Source organism: Pseudarthrobacter sp. BIM B-2242, from assembly GCF_014764445.1.
GTDB classification, from domain to species: Bacteria; Actinomycetota; Actinomycetes; order Actinomycetales; family Micrococcaceae; genus Arthrobacter; species Arthrobacter luteus_A.
On sequence record NZ_CP061721.1, the window covers coordinates 2,879,253 to 2,896,908 of the forward strand.

General features: G+C 64.5%; 16 protein-coding genes. 5 read left to right on the plus strand and 11 right to left on the minus strand.

Features of this window, described 5'->3' with window-relative positions; all coding sequences use genetic code 11:
• Positions 1-264: 264 nt before the first annotated feature.
• Positions 265-2,028, minus strand: coding sequence for an ABC transporter family substrate-binding protein (locus IDT60_RS13195; RefSeq protein ID WP_191079384.1), 1,764 nt, complete (start codon positions 2,026-2,028; stop codon positions 265-267).
• Positions 2,029-2,207: 179 nt separating this feature from the next.
• On the opposite strand from IDT60_RS13195, the gene IDT60_RS13200 reads away from it, so the two are divergent.
• Positions 2,208-3,248, plus strand: coding sequence for an LLM class flavin-dependent oxidoreductase (locus tag IDT60_RS13200; protein WP_191079385.1), 1,041 nt, complete (start codon positions 2,208-2,210; stop codon positions 3,246-3,248).
• 261 nt (positions 3,249-3,509) lie between these two features.
• Here IDT60_RS13200 and IDT60_RS13205 read toward each other — a convergent pair whose 3' ends face one another.
• A complete protein-coding gene (locus IDT60_RS13205; protein WP_191079386.1) occupies positions 3,510-4,163 on the minus strand; it encodes an SDR family oxidoreductase in 654 nt (217 codons plus the stop codon).
• Between the two features lie 172 nt (positions 4,164-4,335).
• Complete coding sequence (gene ychF / locus IDT60_RS13210) at positions 4,336-5,421, minus strand: redox-regulated ATPase YchF (protein ID WP_191079387.1); 1,086 nt, start codon at positions 5,419-5,421, stop codon at positions 4,336-4,338.
• A 152-nt stretch (positions 5,422-5,573) separates the two neighbouring features.
• Between ychF and IDT60_RS13215 the strand changes: the two genes are divergently transcribed.
• A complete protein-coding gene (locus IDT60_RS13215) occupies positions 5,574-6,806 on the plus strand; it encodes a DNA recombination protein RmuC (RefSeq protein ID WP_191079388.1) in 1,233 nt (410 codons plus the stop codon).
• 15 nt (positions 6,807-6,821) lie between these two features.
• Here IDT60_RS13215 and IDT60_RS13220 read toward each other — a convergent pair whose 3' ends face one another.
• Both IDT60_RS13220 and IDT60_RS13225 read right to left on the minus strand, forming a co-directional pair.
• A complete protein-coding gene (locus IDT60_RS13220; RefSeq protein WP_191079389.1) occupies positions 6,822-7,901 on the minus strand; it encodes a 4-hydroxy-3-methylbut-2-enyl diphosphate reductase in 1,080 nt (359 codons plus the stop codon).
• Positions 7,902-7,910: 9 nt separating this feature from the next.
• Positions 7,911-8,762 carry a hypothetical protein gene (locus IDT60_RS13225; protein WP_191079390.1) on the minus strand — a complete coding sequence of 284 codons (852 nt, stop codon included), beginning with the start codon at positions 8,760-8,762 and terminating at the stop codon, positions 7,911-7,913.
• 221 nt (positions 8,763-8,983) lie between these two features.
• Here IDT60_RS13225 and xseA point away from each other — a divergent pair, with 221 nt between their 5' ends.
• The gene (gene xseA, locus IDT60_RS13230) at positions 8,984-10,309 is read left to right on the plus strand and encodes an exodeoxyribonuclease VII large subunit (protein WP_191079391.1); all 1,326 of its coding nucleotides are present in this window, start codon (positions 8,984-8,986) and stop codon (positions 10,307-10,309) included.
• On the plus strand, positions 10,290-10,508 hold the full coding sequence (locus IDT60_RS13235; protein WP_191079392.1) for an exodeoxyribonuclease VII small subunit: 219 nt from the start codon (positions 10,290-10,292) through the stop codon (positions 10,506-10,508). The genes xseA and IDT60_RS13235 overlap by 20 nt, the downstream gene beginning before the upstream one ends.
• A gap of 92 nt (positions 10,509-10,600) precedes the next feature.
• Here IDT60_RS13235 and IDT60_RS13240 read toward each other — a convergent pair whose 3' ends face one another.
• The 6 genes from IDT60_RS13240 to IDT60_RS13265 form a co-directional block, all read right to left on the minus strand.
• Positions 10,601-11,455 carry a polyphosphate kinase 2 family protein gene (locus IDT60_RS13240; RefSeq protein WP_191079393.1) on the minus strand — a complete coding sequence of 285 codons (855 nt, stop codon included), beginning with the start codon at positions 11,453-11,455 and terminating at the stop codon, positions 10,601-10,603.
• Between the two features lie 49 nt (positions 11,456-11,504).
• Positions 11,505-12,725, minus strand: coding sequence for a pyridoxal phosphate-dependent aminotransferase (locus IDT60_RS13245; protein WP_191079394.1), 1,221 nt, complete (start codon positions 12,723-12,725; stop codon positions 11,505-11,507).
• Between the two features lie 134 nt (positions 12,726-12,859).
• The gene (locus IDT60_RS13250) at positions 12,860-13,819 is read right to left on the minus strand and encodes an ABC transporter substrate-binding protein (RefSeq protein ID WP_164198729.1); all 960 of its coding nucleotides are present in this window, start codon (positions 13,817-13,819) and stop codon (positions 12,860-12,862) included.
• Positions 13,816-14,562 (minus strand): ABC transporter permease, encoded by a 747-nt coding sequence (locus tag IDT60_RS13255; protein ID WP_191079395.1) that lies wholly within the window; start codon positions 14,560-14,562, stop codon positions 13,816-13,818. Before IDT60_RS13255 ends, IDT60_RS13250 begins: the two co-directional genes overlap by 4 nt.
• The gene (locus tag IDT60_RS13260; protein ID WP_191079396.1) at positions 14,559-15,269 is read right to left on the minus strand and encodes an ABC transporter permease; all 711 of its coding nucleotides are present in this window, start codon (positions 15,267-15,269) and stop codon (positions 14,559-14,561) included. The genes IDT60_RS13255 and IDT60_RS13260 overlap by 4 nt, the downstream gene beginning before the upstream one ends.
• On the minus strand, positions 15,269-16,357 hold the full coding sequence (locus IDT60_RS13265) for an ABC transporter ATP-binding protein (protein ID WP_191079397.1): 1,089 nt from the start codon (positions 16,355-16,357) through the stop codon (positions 15,269-15,271). The genes IDT60_RS13260 and IDT60_RS13265 overlap by 1 nt, the downstream gene beginning before the upstream one ends.
• 260 nt (positions 16,358-16,617) lie before the next feature.
• Here IDT60_RS13265 and IDT60_RS13270 point away from each other — a divergent pair, with 260 nt between their 5' ends.
• A complete protein-coding gene (locus IDT60_RS13270; RefSeq protein ID WP_191079398.1) occupies positions 16,618-17,646 on the plus strand; it encodes a pirin family protein in 1,029 nt (342 codons plus the stop codon).
• Positions 17,647-17,656: the final 10 nt, after the last annotated feature.

Genomic DNA, 17,656 nt, shown 5'->3' on the forward strand with positions numbered 1-17,656 from the left:
GTTGTGGGAGAAGTTCCGGGGAAGTCGTTTGCCCCCCCCGGCACGCCCGTCACAGGTTCAGACTGTGACGCAGCGCATATACGAGTAGCCTAGCCGCACAAAGTCCAAATACTGGTACACCGTTGCCAAACCGTAATCAGTTAATCGTCAGTAACTAGCCTGAACCCGGAAGTTGCGCAAGTCACATGCTACTCGCTAGTAGGAGCACGGCGAAATCGAGCTTCCGGCCATGTTTCATGGGCGTTTCCCCGGCCTGTCAAAGCCCTATTTAAGGCGCCACTCCCACACATTCCACCACACACCGAGGGGACCTGAACTGGGCTTGATTCCGGCGACGCGGGGGCTGAACGCGACCGCTCCTGTGGTCTGGTAAAGCGGCAGGCCGTAGGCGCTCTCCCACACCCGTTTGTCGATGTCAGCCATCAGTTCGTCCTGTTTTGCCAGGTCCGGCGTGCCGGCCAGCTGCTCCATGGCATTGTCAGCCTCGGCGTCGGAAAACGCGTTGAAGTTGCTGCCGCCGCCGGTCTTGAAGATCTGCGGGACGCGGCTGACGCCGACGCTGGGGCCGACCCAGCCGAGGATGGCAGCATCGTAGGACCCGGCGCTGAGCGCCGCCGCCCAGTCCGCATTGCCAAGACCCGCGTCTTCTACGGTGAAGCCCGCAAGGCGCGCCGAGTCCCGGATCAGCGAAAAGGCCCGCGCACGGTTCGGATTGTCCCTGTTGTACAGGACCCGGATGGTAGGGGCAGCACCGCGCAGCTGAGACCGGGCCCCCTGGATATCCACTTCTGCATATTTCGCGGAACCGTTGTCTTTCACCGTCTCCGCGTACTTGGGATGCGACGGCAGGAAGACGTGCGAGTCCAACGGCTTCACGTCCGTTGCCGGTTCCCCCACCGCGTCTTCTGCGATCTCCTGCCTTGGAACTGTCTTAAGGAAGGCTTCGCGAACGGCCTTGTCAGCGAACGGGCCGGAGAACTTCAGATCGAGATGGTCGTATCCTGACTGGCTGTACTGCTCCACAGTATTGCCCTGGGTGGCCAGTTGCTCGAAGAGGCCCTCGGCAGCGGCGGACGGCTGCGGGGCAATGATGTCCGCCCGGCCTGCGCTTAGCGCTGCGGCTGCTGCCGGGACGTCCCCGGTGAACTGGACAGTGACCTCGTCAAGGTATGGCTCGGCTCCCCATACGTAGTCCCTGTTCCGGACCAGCCTGATCGAGGTGTCCGGCACGATGTCCCTGACAATGTACGGGCCGCTGGAGAGATACATTGCCGGGTCCTGAGGCAGGGTCTTCGTGTCGAAGCCGGAGTTCCAGAAATCGCTGACGCGCTTCAGCGGGGCGTTGACTGCAGGTTCGTCGGCGTCGCCGCGCGGCGAATCCTGAATCAGCTCAATGAGGTCATCTTCGTCGTTGAGGCCGCTTTTGGTGGCCACCACGTGGGCCGGGAGTCCGACGTCGAACGCCACTTCCCAGTCCGCGTACGGGGCGGCGTACTCGAGGGTGATGGAACGGCCGTCACTTCCGGTCTCCGGGAGGCCGGTCGCGGCGAGGCCGGACGTGTCAGAAGCGGCGGAAAAATACTTTGTGCCGGTGCCCGCCCGGGCGTCGGCGTCGTCGAAGTAGCCTGAACCGGCAGCCCAGGCGAGGAGGAGGTCCCCTGTGTCGATTGCTTCGCCGTCAGACCATTTCACACCCTCGTTAACGGTGTATTTAACCTTCAGCGGCCTGTCGGAAACCTTTTCGATACGGCCGAACTTCTCATTGCGGATCACCTGTTCGGTGTTGTCCACGTAGTAGAACCCCGAATGGGTGATGTGGCCGATCTTTGTGTTGATGTCCGTGTTGCCGGCGGCACTGAACGGGTTGAAGGAGGTGAAGGCGTTCACCTCGGCCACCGTTGCGCTCCCACCGCGCTTGGTTTCCCCGACTGCAACCGGCGCCGCTCCGCCGCCGCCGGAGCATCCTGAGATGACCAGGGCCGCCGCAGCCGCCCCGGTGATGAGCTGAATCAGTCGCCTCAGCGGCATGCCGTCTCCTCCTTTGCCATTTCCGGAACCAGACCGGCGGAACCTACCCCAAATACGCGCACGACGTTGAATCTCCTTGTTTTCCTTGAATTCTAGTGGTTCCGGGATGCTTCCAAGGAGCAGGCTCCGGCCCCGCATATCATGAGGATCATCCGCTCGCCGATCCCTGAGGGAAGCCAATGCCCCACTCTTCACAGCCGTTACGCAAGCTTGGATTTCTCACCATTGGGCTGTTTGATCCGGCGGATCCGGCCGCGGGGCACGAGTCGACGCTGCAGGTCATCGAACTGGGCGAGCGGCTCGGATTCGACAGCGCCTGGCTGCGCCACCGCCACCTGCAGTTCGGAATCTCCTCCCCCGTTGCGGTTATGGCCGCAGCCAGCCAGCGCACGTCCCGGATAGAGCTTGGAACAGCCGTGACCCCGATGGGCTGGGAAAACCCATTGCGGCTCGCGGAGGATCTGGCCACTGTGGATCTGCTTGCCGGCGGACGCCTCAATCCGGGGCTGAGCGTGGGCGAACCTATGCACTATGACACAGTCAAGCACGAGTTGTACCCGGACTCCGCAGAGCTGGAGGACTTCAGCTACGCACGGGTGGATCGGCTGGCCCGTTTAATTGCCGGGGAACCGGTCCGGGAGTTTTCCGGAAAGCAAGGTGTCGTCGAAGAATTCTCCAACCGCATCGAGCCGCATTCCCCCGGCCTGCGTGATCGGCTCTGGTACGGGGCAGCGAGCTATAAATCGGCCATTTGGGCAGGGGCGAACGGATTCAATCTGCTCTCCAGCAGTGTGATCTTTCCGGAAGCCAATCAGGAACCGGCGTTTGCCGCCATCCAGCAGTCCCAGATCCGCGCCTACCGTGCAGCTGCGGCCGCCTCAGCACAAGGGAACGGAGGAGCCCGGGTCTCTCAGGGCCTGGTGGTGATCCCCACTGATTCGGCGTCAGCGACACAGCGGGAAAAGTACCAGCGATACGTCGATGAGCGCACGCCCCGCACCCGCGCGCCGCAGGGGCCCAAAAGGATGCTCTTCGCCCCTGATCTCATCGGCACCAGCGAGCAGATCGCGGAACAGCTCTACGCACACGCAGGGTTCCAGGAGGTCGACGAAGTAGCGTTCGCGCTGCCCTTCAGCTTCGACCACGATGACTACGTCCAGATCCTCACCGACATCGCCACCACATTGGGCCCTGCCCTGGGGTGGACCCCGGCGGGTTGAAAACCGCGCCCCGGCCGGGCCGAGACGCGATTTTAGAAGACGGGACTAGACGTTGAAGCGGAGCTCCACCACGTTCCGCCACGGAGCAACCTCTGCAGTTACTTCGTGACCAATTCCTCACTGCCGGGCTCAGATCCGCCAGCCGCTTCGAGTCGGTTCCGACGCAGGGCAAGGTGGCTTCGACTCCCCTGCCGTCCGCAATGAACCCACTTCGGGATCCATTAGCTTCGTTAGCGCACAATGACAGGACCTTGGCCGAGCCTAGAAGGCCGTGCTGGGTAGATCCTTCTCGCCATCGACGATCGCGGTGATAATCCGCGCTGCAACCACGTCCGGATCCAGCCCCGCTCCGAATCGCGGCGCTGACCCGGCGATCGGATGCTCGGAGAGCGCGGTACCAGTGTGACCTGGGCGGGCGTCCAGGATTCGGATGCCCGCGCGGCGATACTCGCGCGCCGCTGCGACGACGAAGGACGCAAGCCCAGCCTTCGACGCCGAGTAGGCCGCCAGACCAGCCACGGGTGCCTCGGCAACAACGCCGCTCAGTGTGACCACAAAAGGTTCCCGGCCCTCACGTGCCGAGGCCGCGAGGTAGGGCTGGCTCTGGGTAATGAGCTGGATCGGACTGATCGTGTTCACAGCGAAGAGTTCGTCCACCGTGGTGGGTTCAAGGTCAGATGCGGCGCCGAAAGCGACGACCCCGGACGCCACGACCAGCCCGTCGAGGCGTCCGTGCTGCGCATTTGTGGCTTCCAGGACTTCCCGGATCACGGAGGGTTCGCGCAGATCGTACCCAGCAGACTTTGACGACCGGGCGACGATAGCGCCGGCGCTCTCCAGTTGAGCGGCGATGCGCGAACCGAGTCCGCCAGTGGCGCCGACCACCAGAACAACCGCACCCTGAAGAGTCATCATGGGTAGATCCTAGGTCACGCGCTGCAGGCAACCCCGCGCGGCTCGGTTTCCAGAGGCTGGACGGATGCGGTACTCCTCTGCCCGGAGTTCTCCGCATCGAAAACCTCAAGCCGTCCGTAACCTGTCCTTGCGCACTTCTTGCCCTGCGCCAAAGAGATCAACAGGTCAGAAGCTATACATTAAATCTAAACTCCACCACATCGCCGTCGGCCATCACGTATTCCTTGCCTTCAATCCGCACCTTGCCGCGAGACTTGGCTTCAGCCATGGAGCCGGCCTCGATGAGGTCGTTGAAGGAAACCACTTCGGCCTTGATGAAGCCGCGCTGGAAGTCGGAGTGGATCACGCCGGCGGCCTGCGGTGCGGTGTCGCCCTGGTGGATGGTCCAGGCGCGGGTTTCCTTGGGACCTGCCGTGAGGTAGGTCTGCAGGCCCAGCGTGTGGAAGCCCACGCGGGCCAGCTGGTCGAGGCCTGACTCATCCTGGCCGTTCATTTCCAGCATCTCGCGGGCCTCTTCCTCATCCAGCTCCACGAGGTCGGACTCGAGCTTTGCGTCGAGGAAGATAGCGTCCGCCGGGGCGACCAGTGCCCGCAGTTCGTCCTGCTTCTCCGGGCTGCCCAGGATGCCTTCGTCAGCGTTGAAGACGTAGATGAACGGCTTGGCGGTCAGGAGGCTGAGCTCCTTGAGGTGCTCCATCTCCAGCTTGTCGCTCTTGACCGAAGAGAAAATGGTGTCGCCGCGTTCCAGGACCGCCTGGGCTGCCTTGATGGCTGCCAGCTCGGCGGCTTCCCGTTTCTTGATCTTGACTTCTTTTTCGATCCGGGGAATGGCATTTTCGATGGTCTGGAGGTCAGCCAGGATCAGCTCGGTGTTGATGGTCTCCATGTCCGAGCGGGGATCCACCTTGCCGTCCACGTGGATGACATCGGGGTCATCGAACACGCGGACCACCTGGGCGATGGCCTCGGCCTCGCGGATGTTGGCGAGGAACTTGTTGCCCAGGCCCTCGCCCTCGGACGCGCCCTTCACGATGCCGGCGATGTCCACGAAGGACACCGGTGCGGGCAACAGGCGCTGGGAGCCGAAGATCTCCGCGAGCTTCTGGAGCCGGGGATCCGGCAGGTTCACGACGCCGACATTGGGTTCGATGGTGGCGAACGGATAGTTCGCCGCCAGGACCTGGTTGCGGGTCAGTGCGTTGAAGAGAGTTGATTTGCCGACGTTGGGCAGTCCGACGATGCCAATAGTAAGAGCCACGGACATTGATTCTACCGGTTATGCGGCACCCGGGCCCCAACAGGTCCACCAGCAGTGTGCGGATGCCGCAGCGGACGCTGCGGCGGGCGCCGGAACACCCGGCGGATATGTCGCTTCCATAAAATGTCAGAGCGCCATGCCACAGTGAGGCTATGGATGCTTTTGCCCTGATTCTTGCCCTGTTCATGCTGCTGCTCGGCGCCCTCGCCGGTGCCGCCGCCACCTACCTGATCCTTCGCCGGCGCAGCAATGCGTTGGAAGAGGATTTCGACGCCGTCTCTGCCCGCCTTTCGGAGGTGAACGCGCACTTCGCAGCGGCCGACGCCGAGCGCCGGCTTCTCGGCGCCCAGAACCGGGAGCTTGGTGAGTCACGCAGCCAGGACGGCAGCGTGCTGCGTGCCCTCGCTCCGGTTGCGGAGAAGCTGACTGCGGTACAGCAGCAGGTGGCGCTGCTGGAGCGCGACCGCCTCGAGCAGTACGGCCAACTGGCACAGCAGCTGCAGGAGGCCCGGCACTCCGATGCCCAGCTGATCCGGTCAACCCATGCCCTTGAATCCGCCCTGCGCTCCAACAGCGCCCGCGGCCAGTGGGGCGAGGTGCAGCTGCGCCGCGTGGTCGAAGCGTCCGGAATGCTGAAGCACGTCGATTTCCTGGAGCAGGTCCACAGCGCCGGCGGCGACTCAACCATCCGGCCCGACCTCGTGGTCCAGCTGCCGGGCGAGAAGCAGCTGGTGGTTGACGCGAAGGTTCCCCTGTCCTCCTATCTCGAGGCGCAGGAACTCGGTTCAGAATCAGGTCCGGACCACACCAGCCTCAACGGTCAGGGTGCTGCCAGGAACAACGTTTCCCGGCAGGCGCTGCTCGCAGCCCACTCGAAGGCCCTGCGTGCCCACGTGGACGCGCTCAGCAACAAGAAGTACTGGGACATTCCCGGCAACTCCCCCGAGCTGGTGATCTGCTTCCTGCCCGCGGAATCCATCCTGGCTGCGGCGCTGATGGCAGATGCGACGCTCCTGGACCATGCGCTTTCACGGAACGTGGTGCTGGCCTCGCCCAGCACGCTGTTGGCTGTGCTGAAATCGGTCGCTTTCACGTGGCGCCAGGATGTGCTGACGGACAGCGCACGCGAACTGTTTGACCTCGCCCGCCAGCTGTACGAACGCATGGGGACCCTGGGCGAGAACGTGGGGAAGCTGGGTTCGTCGCTGAAGTCCTCGGTGGACCGCTATAACTCCATGGTGGGCACGCTCGAGGCACGGATCCTGCCCACTGCCCGCAAGCTCAACGCCATGGAGGAGTCAGGACTGCTGACCCCCGCAGCGCTCGAGGTGACGCCGCGTTCGCTGGCTGCCCCCGAACTGCAGCAGGACAACGAGGCCGCCTAACGGCGGGGCGGCCGGTCAGTCGCGGGACCGGCGCCCGCCGAGGGCGCGGCTGACATCGCCGGCCTCCTTCAGCGTTGCCCGCAGTTCCTTGGGCAACGAGAACAGGAGGTCCTCTTCTGCGGTCACAACTTCTTCCACCGCGCCATAGCCGTAGTCGGCCAGCAGGCGCAGGACGTCGGTGACCAGGACTTCGGGAACGGAGGCTCCGGACGTGACACCCACAGTGGCGACGCCCTCAAACCAGGCCTCGTCCACTTCGTTGGCGAAATCCACGCGGTAGGACGCCTTGGCGCCGTACTCCAGGGCAACCTCGACCAGCCGGACCGAGTTAGAGGAATTGGCTGACCCCACCACAATGACCAGATCGGCCTGCGGCGAGATCTTCTTGATGGCCACCTGACGGTTGGTGGTGGCATAGCAGATGTCGTCGCTGGGCGGATCCTGCAGCGTCGGGAAACGCTCCTTCAGCAACCGGACGGTTTCCATGGTCTCGTCCACGCTCAGCGTTGTCTGGGACAGCCAGATGACCTTTTCCGGATCCCTGACGGTGACCTTGTCCACTTCGTGGGGGCCGTTGATGATCTGGATGTGTTCCGGGGCTTCGCCGGCGGTTCCTTCGACTTCCTCGTGACCGTCGTGACCGATCAGCAGGATGTCGAAGTCGTCCTTGGCGAACCTGACCGCTTCCTTGTGGACCTTGGTCACCAGGGGGCAGGTGGCATCGATGGTGCGCAGGCCACGGTCCTCGGCGGACTGGACGACTGCGGGCGATACACCGTGGGCCGAGAAGATGACAAGGGCGCCTTCCGGTACCTCGTCCGTCTCGTCCACAAAAATGGCGCCCTGCGCCTCGAGCGAGCTGACCACGTGGACGTTATGCACGATCTGCTTGCGGACATAGACGGGCGGGCCATAGTGTTCCAATGCCTTTTCCACGGCGATCACAGCCCTGTCCACGCCGGCGCAGTAGCCGCGCGGAGCAGCGAGGAGGACTCGCTTGGGGCCCGACACCGGGGATGCTGCGAGTACTTCCTCAGGTGAGCGCCGCCTTCGCGGGACAGTTGGCATCGAAAGGGAAACTGCGGAGGAAGTCATGCCTCCATGCTACCGGTTGGGGTGTCGCTGTCCCGGCGAGGCGACCCTGGTCACAAAGCCCGCCACCAGGAGCAACCCGCCAACAACGAGGGTGCCCGTGACCCAGGATCCGAAGCTGGTGGAAGCCGCCGCCACGAATGCCTCCTTGAACATGTCCGCAATCCCGTTTCCGCTTGCTGTTCCCAGCACGGCATCGCGCGCCATGCTGGAGCTTAGGGTCCAGACTGCGGCCAGCAGCAAGGCACCAAAGCCAACACTGACCAGCACTGCCCACCGACGGCGGGCGGCCACGAGCGCAAGCGCAAACGCGATGCCTGCCCCTACGGCGAGCGGGTACCCCAGAGGAGCGTACGCTGTCACTCGCTCGATCAGCTGGCGCTGGTCCGACTGCCCGACATTGATCAGCGTCTGCTCCGGCGGATCGAGCGGGAGTCCCGTTTGGCCTGAGAGCTCTTCCGTCGCCAAGGCCACGAGGGGTGCCACATCCAGGGTCAGGGACGAGGACGTATCCGCTTCAGGAGGCAGCGACGCCGGATCGGCAAAACTAAGCCGGTGGCTCTTACGGAGCGTCTCCTCCCATGCTGCCGGGTACCCGGGCAGGCCGGTCAGCTTACCGGCAGCGGCCTCCAGCACCGGCCTGACCAGGCCGGCCAGGGCGTCGGGGATGCCACCGGTGTCGATGGTGCCCACCGTGGCCACCGCAAGCCGCTGCTGGAACCCGGCGTCCTGCCCCAGCGGTGCGGCAAGCGCCACGAAGCCGTCCTCCTGGACAATATTGCGGTCAGCCCAGATCGCCGGAATGGCCACGGCGGAAAGCAGGAGACCCAGGACGGCGGCCAGGGCAGAGACAAAGGTGCGCAAAAAAACAGGTCCTCACTGGTTGGCGTCGGCAAAGCCATCATAGGGCTGGTTACCGGACAACGGATGTCAGCCCCGGGTGGTACAGCTTATGGATAAGGTTGAATGACCGCCGCCATTCACGTGAATGAAAGCCGCCATCCTGCCCTACCCAAACGTCGTCCCTGCACCTGCCGAACAAAGGACCACCATGCCGCCAGCCACAGTTTCCGGGGGCAGCGCGCATGTCTGAACAGGCTGCCCTGCCAGGCACTGCTGCCACCACGCTGCCTGCCACCGCCGCTGAAACGACGCCCGACAATCCCTGGCCGTTGCAGCTGCTGTCCCAAAAACTCAAGGTCCATATCGACCGCGCACCGGCGGCCTGGGTGGAGGGCCAGGTCATTGAGATGAACCGCCGCGGCGGCAACGCCTACCTGACGCTCCGGGACGTGGACGCCGAGGTTTCCCTGCCTGCCTCCGTCTGGACGAAAGTCCTTGACCGCCAGAACATGCCGCTGGAGCGCGGTTCCCGCGTCGTTGCCCTGCTCAAGCCGGAGTTCTGGCTGAAGACCGGCCGCCTCAACATGCAGGTCAGGGACATCAGGCCCGTTGGCCTCGGCGACCTTCTGGCACGGATCGAACGGCTCCGGCAGGCTCTCGCCGCGGAAGGGCTTTTTGCCGACTCGCGGAAGAAGCCGTTGCCGCTCCTCCCCCATCGGATCGGTCTCATCACAGGACGGGATTCGGACGCCAAAAAGGACGTCCTTCAAAATGCTGCCCTCCGCTGGCCCGCCGTCGAGTTCGAGATCCGGGAGGTCGCCGTCCAAGGGAACACAGCCGTATCCCAGATTGTCCGCGCCCTCCGGGAGCTGGATGGCCGCCCGGACGTGGACGTCATCGTCATCGCCCGGGGCGGCGGCGCCCTGGAGGACCTGCTGCCGTTCAACAGCGAAGAACTGATCAGGGCCGTGGCGGCTGCCGCCACGCCTGTCGTCAGTGCCATTGGGCACGAGGCAGACAGGCCACTGCTCGACGACGTTGCCGACCTCCGCGCGTCCACGCCCACCGATGCTGCCAAGAGGATCGTGCCTGACGTAGCCGAGGAACTGTCGAATGTCCTTCAGGCCCGGGAACACCTGCGCCGCTGCATCGGCAGGTTGGTGGACCGGGAGACGGACCGGCTCGCCTCACTCCATACGCGGCCTGTCCTGGCCAGCCCCGAAGGTATGGTGACGGTACGTGCTGAGGAAATTGAGCGTCTCCTGAGGCGCTCCTCCGCGGCCGTCAGCTCAACGGTAGTGCGGGCTGCTGACCAGTTGGTCCACCTGCAGGCCCAGGTGCGCGCCCTGTCCCCGCAAAAAACCCTGGACCGCGGCTACGCCGTGGTGGAACTCGCGGACGGCCGGCCGGCCCGGCCCACAGAGCCTGCAGGCCATGCCGTGGTCCGCGAGCCTTCAGAGGCCCCTGCCGGAACCGCCTTGTCCGTCCGGGTGGCCCACGGCCGGTTCGGAGCAACATCCACCGGCGAACTCACACAAGGAGAAGCACATGCCCGAGTCGAAGACTGACCCCGAAATCGAAGCCCTCAGCTATGAGGAAGCCCGCGAGCAGCTGGTCCAGGTAGTGGGCAAACTCGAGGCCGGCGGTGCCAGCCTCGAAGAATCCCTGGCGCTGTGGGAACGCGGGGAAGCGCTGGCCAAGCGGTGCGAGGAATGGCTGGAGGGTGCCCGGAAACGCCTCGCCGCAGCCCGCGACCAGCCGCTCTGACCTGTTCCCCGCGGGGCCCGCTTCCCTGCTCCGCCCGGGGTCCCGCTAGGCGTGCGTCCCTGCTACGCCTGGACCGCATCCCGGATCACCGGTCAGGACCTCTGGACGAGCTCGCGCTCCACGCCGACGTCGAAGTCCGCTTTGGGCCACTGGAGGTGAAGGTCCTTAAAGGCGGCGAGCAGCAGCTGCTGGACGGCGATCCGGGCGAACCACTTCTTATTGGCGGGGATCACATGCCAGGGGGCCGCCTCGGTGTTCGTGTTGTCAATGGCGGCCTGGTAGGCCGCCATGTAGTCCGCCCAGAAGGCCCGTTCGGTCAGGTCACCGCGGCTGTACTTCCAGTGCTTGGCCGGGTCATCCAGGCGGGCAGTAAGCCGTGCTTTCTGTTCGTCCTTGCTGATGTTGAGCATCACTTTGACGATCTTGGTGCCGGAGTCCGTCATCCGGGCCTCAAATTCGTTGATGGCCACGTACCGGCGCTTCAGCTCTTCCGGAGAAGCCCAGCCATGGACACGGTGGATGAGGACGTCTTCGTAGTGGGACCGGTCAAAAACACCCACCATGCCGGCTGCCGGGACTTCCTTCTCAACGCGCCAGAGGAAGTCATAGGACTTCTCCTCCTCAGTGGGAGCTTTGAAGGCCTTGAACTGAACCCCCTGCGGATCCATCGCCGCCATGACGTGTTTGACGATCCCGCCTTTGCCGGCGGTGTCCATCGCCTGCAGGATCAGCAGGATCCGCTTGTTTCCGCCGAACCTGGACTCGGCGAACAGTTGCTCCTGAAACTGGGCCAGTTTGTCGTCCAGGTCCGCCAGGAGTGCCTGCCCGTCCACTTTGTTGCCCGCGAAGCCCGGGGTGGCATCCGGGTCAACATCTGCCAGGACAAAGCCACCCCCGGCCTTCAGCGTCAAGGACGGATGCTCTTTGAACTCAACCAGGCCGGCCATGGGATTCCTTTGTCCGCAGTGTCCGCGCCAACAGGCGCGTCACCACAGGCTAGTTCCCTTTGTACCTGCTCAGGAAGTCCCCCATGCGGTTGATGGCCTCCTCAAGGTCCTTCACCAGGGGCAGGGTGACCATCCGGAAGTGGTCGGGGCGGACCCAGTTGAAGGCCCGGCCGTGCGAGACAAGGATTTTCTGCTCACGGAGCAGATCCAGGACGAACTTCTCGTCGTCGCGGATGTGGTAAACCTCGGGATCCAGCTTCGGGAAAAGGTACATCGCACCCCTGGCCTGCTGTGTGCTGACCCCGGGAATGGCGTTGAGCATGTCGTAGGCCTTGTTGCGCTGCTCGAGCAGGCGGCCTCCCGGCAGGATCAGGTCGTTGATGCTCTGGTAGCCGCCGAGCGCAGTCTGGATGGCGTGCTGGGCCGGGACGTTTGCACACAGGCGCATATTGGCGAGCAGGCTAATGCCCTCCAAGTAGTCTGCAGCATCCTTTTTCGGCCCTGAGATGGCCATCCAGCCTGCACGGTAGCCGCAGACACGGTAGGCCTTCGAGAGTCCGCTGAAGGTTAGGCAAAGGACATCGTCGCCAGTGAGTCCGGCCAGGTTGATGTGCACGGCGTCCTCGTAGAGGATCTTCTCGTAGATCTCGTCGGCAAAGATCACCAGGCCGTGCTTTTCGGCGAGCGACACGATCTTCTTCAGGGTCTCTGCCGGGTAAACAGCACCGGTGGGGTTGTTGGGGTTGATCACCACAATGCCCTTGGTGCGGGGGGTGATCTTTGCTTCCATGTCCTCGAGGTCCGGCTGCCAGCCTGACTCCTCATCGCAGAGGTAGTGGACGGGCTTGCCGCCTGCGAGGGCAACGGATGCGGTCCACAGCGGGTAGTCAGGCGTCGGGATCAGCACTTCGTCTCCGGCGTCCAGCAGCGCCATCAGGGACATGGTGATGAGTTCACTGACGCCGTTGCCCAGGTAGATATCGTCTACGTGGATGTTCTGGATCCCGCGGGTCTGGTAGTACTGCGAGACCGCCGTGCGGGCGGAGAATATTCCGCGCGAGTCGCTGTAACCCTGGGCGTGCGGCAGGTGGCGGATCATGTCCACCAGGATGGCGTCCGGGGCTTCGAATCCGAACGGTGCCGGGTTTCCGATGTTCAGTTTGAGGATCCGGTGACCCTCCGCCTCCATTTGCTGGGCGGCCTGAAGAATCGGTCCACGGATGTCGTAAAGGACGTTGCGAAGCTTAGTGGACTGCTTGAATTCTGCCATCCATCAAATATGCCACAGGAAGGATGTACTTCAGTTGAGACCTCGGACACAGAAGAGCAGGCAACGGACGACGGCGGCTGCCGGACTTTGTGGGTCCGGCAGCCGCCGTCGTAGTCACCTAAAAAGGCCTGGCGCTACTTGACGATGCCCTTATCCTTCAGCCACGTGGCAGCAGCGTCTTTGGGGTTCTGCTTCTGGCTGCCGCTGACAGCGCGGTTGAGGTTCACCAGGTCCTCGGTGGTGAGGATCTTCGAGACTGCATTGAGGGCTTCCTTGGCCTTGTCGGTCATTTTTGCCGTGTTGTACAGCGGCAGGACCTGCTGGGCCTTGAAGTTGTTCTTTGGATCTTCCAGCACCACCAGGTCGTTGTCGGCGATGGACGGCGTGGTGGTGTAAATGTCCGCCACCTGCACATCATCGGTCAACAGGGCCTGCAGGGTCAGGTTGCCGCCGCCGTCGCTGAACGGCTTCAGGGCCTTCAGTTCACAGCCATAGTTGGCTTTGAGCCCCGGGAAGCCATAAGCCCGCGTTTCGAACGTCGCCGGCGCCGCCATGGTCAGGTCCTTGCAGACCTTGGCAAGGTCCTCGATGGACTTCAGCTGGTACTTCTCCGCTGTGGCCTTGGTGACCACCATGGCGTCCTTGGACTCTGCCTTGGATGCCTCCAGGACGGCCAGTCCCGCCGGCAGCTTTTCCGGCAGCGCCTTGTAAATGTCCTCGGCCGAGACCTCGGCAGCCTCCGGATCAACGTGCGACAGCAGGTTGCCGGAGTAATCCGGGACCAGGTCGACCGACCCGTCCTGGACAGCCTTGAAGTAGATTTCCCGGGCCCCGATATTGGGTTTGGTGGTGGCGGTGATGCCTGCGGCGCCCAGGGCGCCGGCGTAGATTTCCGCCACGATCTGGCTTTCAGGGAAGTCAGCAGAGCCGACAATCAGCGAGCCGCCCCCGGTGCCGCCGCTTGTGGCGCTGGTGCTGGGGGTGGCCAGCGGATCGCCGCCGCCGCATGCTGTCAGTGCCACGGCAAGGCCGACGCCGGCGGCCAGGCCTGCCAGTCCCCGGCGGGTCAGCGTGGTCCGGATGTTGTCTTTCATGGAGTGCCTCCTTGAACAGCAGCTGGCGCGGGCGCGGCAGCTGGGAGATCAGCGGTGGCCGTCCGGCCACCGCGGGGATCGGTTTTAAGGCCCGGGGAAAGAACTGTTCTTTGCACCGCAGCCAGGATCAGGTCAATAACGATGGCCAGCCCGGCGATAAGCAAGGACCCGGCCAGCATGCGCGGGAAGTCCTGCAGGACCAGCCCGTCAAACAGGTAGCGGCCCAGCCCGCCCAGGGGCAGGTATGCCACCACGGACACTGTGGCGATAACTTGAAGCACGGCAGTCCGGAGACCGCCGAACATGACCTGCAGGCCGTTGGGCAGCTCGACGCGGAAAAGTATCTGCAGCTCCGTCATGCCCATGGCCCGGGCCGCGTCCACCACGGCCCTGTCGACGCTGGCGATACCTGCGTATGTTCCTGCGAGGAGCGGCGGCACTGTAAGGATCACCAGTGCCCAGACCGGCGGCCACAGGCTGGTCCCGGCAAGCAGGGCGAAAAGCACCAGCAGGCCCAAAGTCGGCAGTGCGCGGAGCGCGCCCGCCACAGCAACGGCTACCACGCGGCCGCGCCCGGTGTGCCCTATATAGAGGCCCACGGGAACCGCGATGGCTGCCGCTATCACCAGGACCAGCCCGCTGTACTGGAGGTGCTCCAGCAACCGGACCGGGATGCCGGAACTGCCGGTCCAGTGGCTGGGATCGGCAAGCCAGCCGAGGGTTTCCGTGAAAACGTTGCTCATGAGCCGGCCCCCGCGTGCACGTTGGCATCGACAACATAACGTGCGCTGACGGGCACGGACGGGCCTGCCGCTTTCGCGGCGCGGGTCCACGGTGTCAGCAGCCGCTCAAGCAGGACCAGCACCGCATCCATCAGCAGCGCCAGCAGCAGGATGGCCACAATCCCCACCACCACTTCGGTCACGAAGTTCCGCTGCAGGCCGTCAGTAAACAGCATCCCGAGGTTGCCAACGCCCAGGAGCGCAGCAACGCTCACCAGGGAGATATTGCTGACGGAGACGACTCGGAGCCCGGCAAACATCACCGGGAGGGAAAGCGGCAGGTCGATCTGGACAAAGCGGAGCCAGGGTTTGTAGCCCATGGCGGTCGCGGCCTGCCGGAGGTCCTCTTCAACAGAGTCGAAGGCATCAAGGGCGGCGCGCACCAGCAGCGCCACCGCGTAGATGGTCAGCGCAACAATGACATTGAGGGGATCCAGGATCCGAGTGGCAAGGATGGAAGGCAGGATGATGAACAGCGCCAGCGACGGGATGGTGTACAGCAACGAACTGGCCGTGACCACCACTGACCGCAGCACCGGATGGACCCGTGCAAACTGGGCCAGCGGAATGGAGATCAGCAGCCCCAGGACCATGGGCACCAGTGCAAGCACAATATGCTGCCCGGCCCGTTCCAGGACCATGCCGCTGTTTGCCAGGAACCACTCCATCAGAGAGCAGCCTGCCTGACCTGGCGGGCCGCTTCAATGACGGCCAGGACTTCCTGTGCGCGGATGGCGCCCAGGACCCGGCCTTCCCCATCCACTGCTACGCCTTGGCCGGAAGGAGAGGACAACGCTGAATCAAGGGCCCGCCGCAGGGAGTCACCGGGGTGGAAAAGGGATCCACCGGGGATCAGGTCGGTGTCGGTTCCGGGCCGTGCCCAGCCCAGCGGCCGCATGTCCGCATCCACCACAAGCTGCCAGTCCGACACCGCGTCGGGATCGCCGTCGAACTGCCCGGCACGGGACACAAGTGTCGGCACCGGGTGGATTGCCACGGCGTCGGACGCGGTGAACCCGAGGTGACGGAAGCCGCGGTCCCGCCCGACGAAGGAGGCCACGAAGTCATTGGCCGGTGCACGCAGGATTTCCTCGGGTGTGGCGTACTGGGCCAGCTTGCCGCCGACGGCGAACACCGCCACCTTGTCGCCCAGAATGGTTGCTTCGTCGATATCGTGTGTCACGAAGACGATGGTCTTGGCGAGGTCCTGCTGCAGCCGCAGGAGTTCCTGCTGCAGCTCGTCGCGCACCACCGGATCCACGGCGCTGAAGGGTTCGTCCATCAGCAGGATGGGAGGGTCAGCTGCGAGCGCCCGTGCCACGCCGACGCGCTGCTGCTGGCCGCCGGAGAGCTGGGACGGGTACCGCTTGCCGAGCGCTGAAGCCAGCCCGACGACGTCGAGAAGTTCAGTTGCACGCTTGCGGGCCTCCGCCTTGGAGACACCGTTGAGCCGGGGCACCGTGGCGATGTTGTCCAGCACGGAGCGGTGCGGCATCAGTCCCGAGGACTGCATGACGTAGCCCATGGACCGGCGCAGCTCGGCGGCAGGAACGGTGGTGACGTCCCGTCCGTCCACGGTAATGACCCCGGATGTCGGCTCGACCATACGGTTGATCATCCGGAGCGACGTGGTTTTGCCGCAGCCCGAGGGCCCCACAAAAACGGTGATCGACCCTTTGTCGATTGACATGGTGAGCTGGTCCACGGCAGGATGCCCGCCCTGATACTGCTTGGTAACGCTCTGGAACTCAATCATGGCTGGGGTCCATTCCCGGACGTACCTGTTCTGTTGGACGGCATCGGACGGTGGAGATGGGGGGTCGTAAGCTCGCTGATAATTACCGTAGCGCAATCAGTTCCCAGCGTAACCAGAATCGGCCGCCATTCCGGGCAAGCGAATCCCTACTGTAACCATTCGTGGCCGGGCCCTCCCGGGATGGGTCCCGGCGCCGACCTGCATGGGCTGGCGCGGCTCCGGCGCTGACACCTCACCCGAACCGGTCCTAGAGTGGGAGGGTGACGAACTTGGAAGTGGCACCAGCAGAGGAACTATGTCCGCCCGCCGCAGCTGACGGGACGTCAGGCCCTTGCCTTCAGCTGTGGCCCCAGCGTGAAGTTCCGCTGGGCGGTGTACGGGCCATGAATGTCCAGCGCACCCTCCCGCAGCGCGGCCTGCCCACTATCGGTGCGTGGTGCTTCCTGGACAGTTTCGGACCGGACCGCACCGCCATGTCAGTACTCCCCCACCCGCACACCGGACTGCAGACGGTCACCTGGCCGCTCGCGGGGACCATCCGGCACCGGGACAGCGTGGGCAGCGACGTGGTGGTCCGGCCCGGGGAACTGAACATCATGACCGCCGGGCGCGGCGTTTCGCACTCCGAGTTTGCGGTCCTGCCGGATCCCGACGACGGCGGGCTGCTGCCGCTGCAGAGGGGACTTCAGCTCTGGGTTGCGCTGCCTGACGGTGAACGCCACCGGGAGCCCGCGTTCGAGCAGCACCGGGATCTGCCGACGGCAACAGGGCCGGGCTTCACTGCCACCGTGATGGTGGGCGAATTCGCGGGTGCCGTATCACCGGCCACCATGTATTCCCCTATCGTGGGGGCCGAGGTTTCCTGCGAGGGCCGGGTGGACCTGCCCCTGGACGCGGACTTCGAACATGCCGTCCTGGTGCTCGACGGCGGGCTGACGCTGGACGGGCAGGACGTTCCGCCAGGTCCGCTGGGCTACCTGGGCGCGGGACGGTCGGCGCTCGTCCTGGACGCCCTGCCGGGCACACGGTTCCTCCTCATCGGCGGCGAGCCGTTCCAGGAGGAGCTGCTGATGTGGTGGAACTTCGTGGGCCGCACCCATGATGAGGTGGAGCAGGCCCGCGAGGATTGGGAAGCGCAGGCGGCGCTGGCCGACGATGAGGCCCGGGGGGCCCGCTACGGGCTTGTCGAAGGACACGGACCTGATGCAGGCGCCGAAGCGGGCCGTATCCCGGCTCCCCCGATGCCGGCAGTCAGGCTCGCCCCGAGGCGGCGGTCACCCGGTCCCTGACAGGACCGCA

What these genes read in the sequence shown, in the direction of transcription:
- IDT60_RS13255 (WP_191079395.1), bottom strand. Translation starts at nt 14,562, where the DNA reads ATGAGCAACGTTTTCACGGAAACCCTCGGCTGGCTTGCCGATCCCAGC.
- IDT60_RS13260 (WP_191079396.1), bottom strand. Translation starts at nt 15,269, where the DNA reads ATGGAGTGGTTCCTGGCAAACAGCGGCATGGTCCTGGAACGGGCCGGG.
- IDT60_RS13245 (WP_191079394.1), bottom strand. Translation starts at nt 12,725, where the DNA reads ATGGCAGAATTCAAGCAGTCCACTAAGCTTCGCAACGTCCTTTACGAC.
- IDT60_RS13205 (WP_191079386.1), bottom strand. Translation starts at nt 4,163, where the DNA reads ATGATGACTCTTCAGGGTGCGGTTGTTCTGGTGGTCGGCGCCACTGGC.
- IDT60_RS13240 (WP_191079393.1), bottom strand. Translation starts at nt 11,455, where the DNA reads ATGGCCGGCCTGGTTGAGTTCAAAGAGCATCCGTCCTTGACGCTGAAG.
- IDT60_RS13200 (WP_191079385.1), top strand. Translation starts at nt 2,208, where the DNA reads ATGCCCCACTCTTCACAGCCGTTACGCAAGCTTGGATTTCTCACCATT.
- IDT60_RS13215 (WP_191079388.1), top strand. Translation starts at nt 5,574, where the DNA reads ATGGATGCTTTTGCCCTGATTCTTGCCCTGTTCATGCTGCTGCTCGGC.
- IDT60_RS13235 (WP_191079392.1), top strand. Translation starts at nt 10,290, where the DNA reads ATGCCCGAGTCGAAGACTGACCCCGAAATCGAAGCCCTCAGCTATGAG.
- IDT60_RS13220 (WP_191079389.1), bottom strand. Translation starts at nt 7,901, where the DNA reads ATGACTTCCTCCGCAGTTTCCCTTTCGATGCCAACTGTCCCGCGAAGG.
- IDT60_RS13265 (WP_191079397.1), bottom strand. Translation starts at nt 16,357, where the DNA reads ATGATTGAGTTCCAGAGCGTTACCAAGCAGTATCAGGGCGGGCATCCT.
- xseA (WP_191079391.1), top strand. Translation starts at nt 8,984, where the DNA reads ATGTCTGAACAGGCTGCCCTGCCAGGCACTGCTGCCACCACGCTGCCT.
- IDT60_RS13250 (WP_164198729.1), bottom strand. Translation starts at nt 13,819, where the DNA reads ATGAAAGACAACATCCGGACCACGCTGACCCGCCGGGGACTGGCAGGC.
- IDT60_RS13195 (WP_191079384.1), bottom strand. Translation starts at nt 2,028, where the DNA reads ATGCCGCTGAGGCGACTGATTCAGCTCATCACCGGGGCGGCTGCGGCG.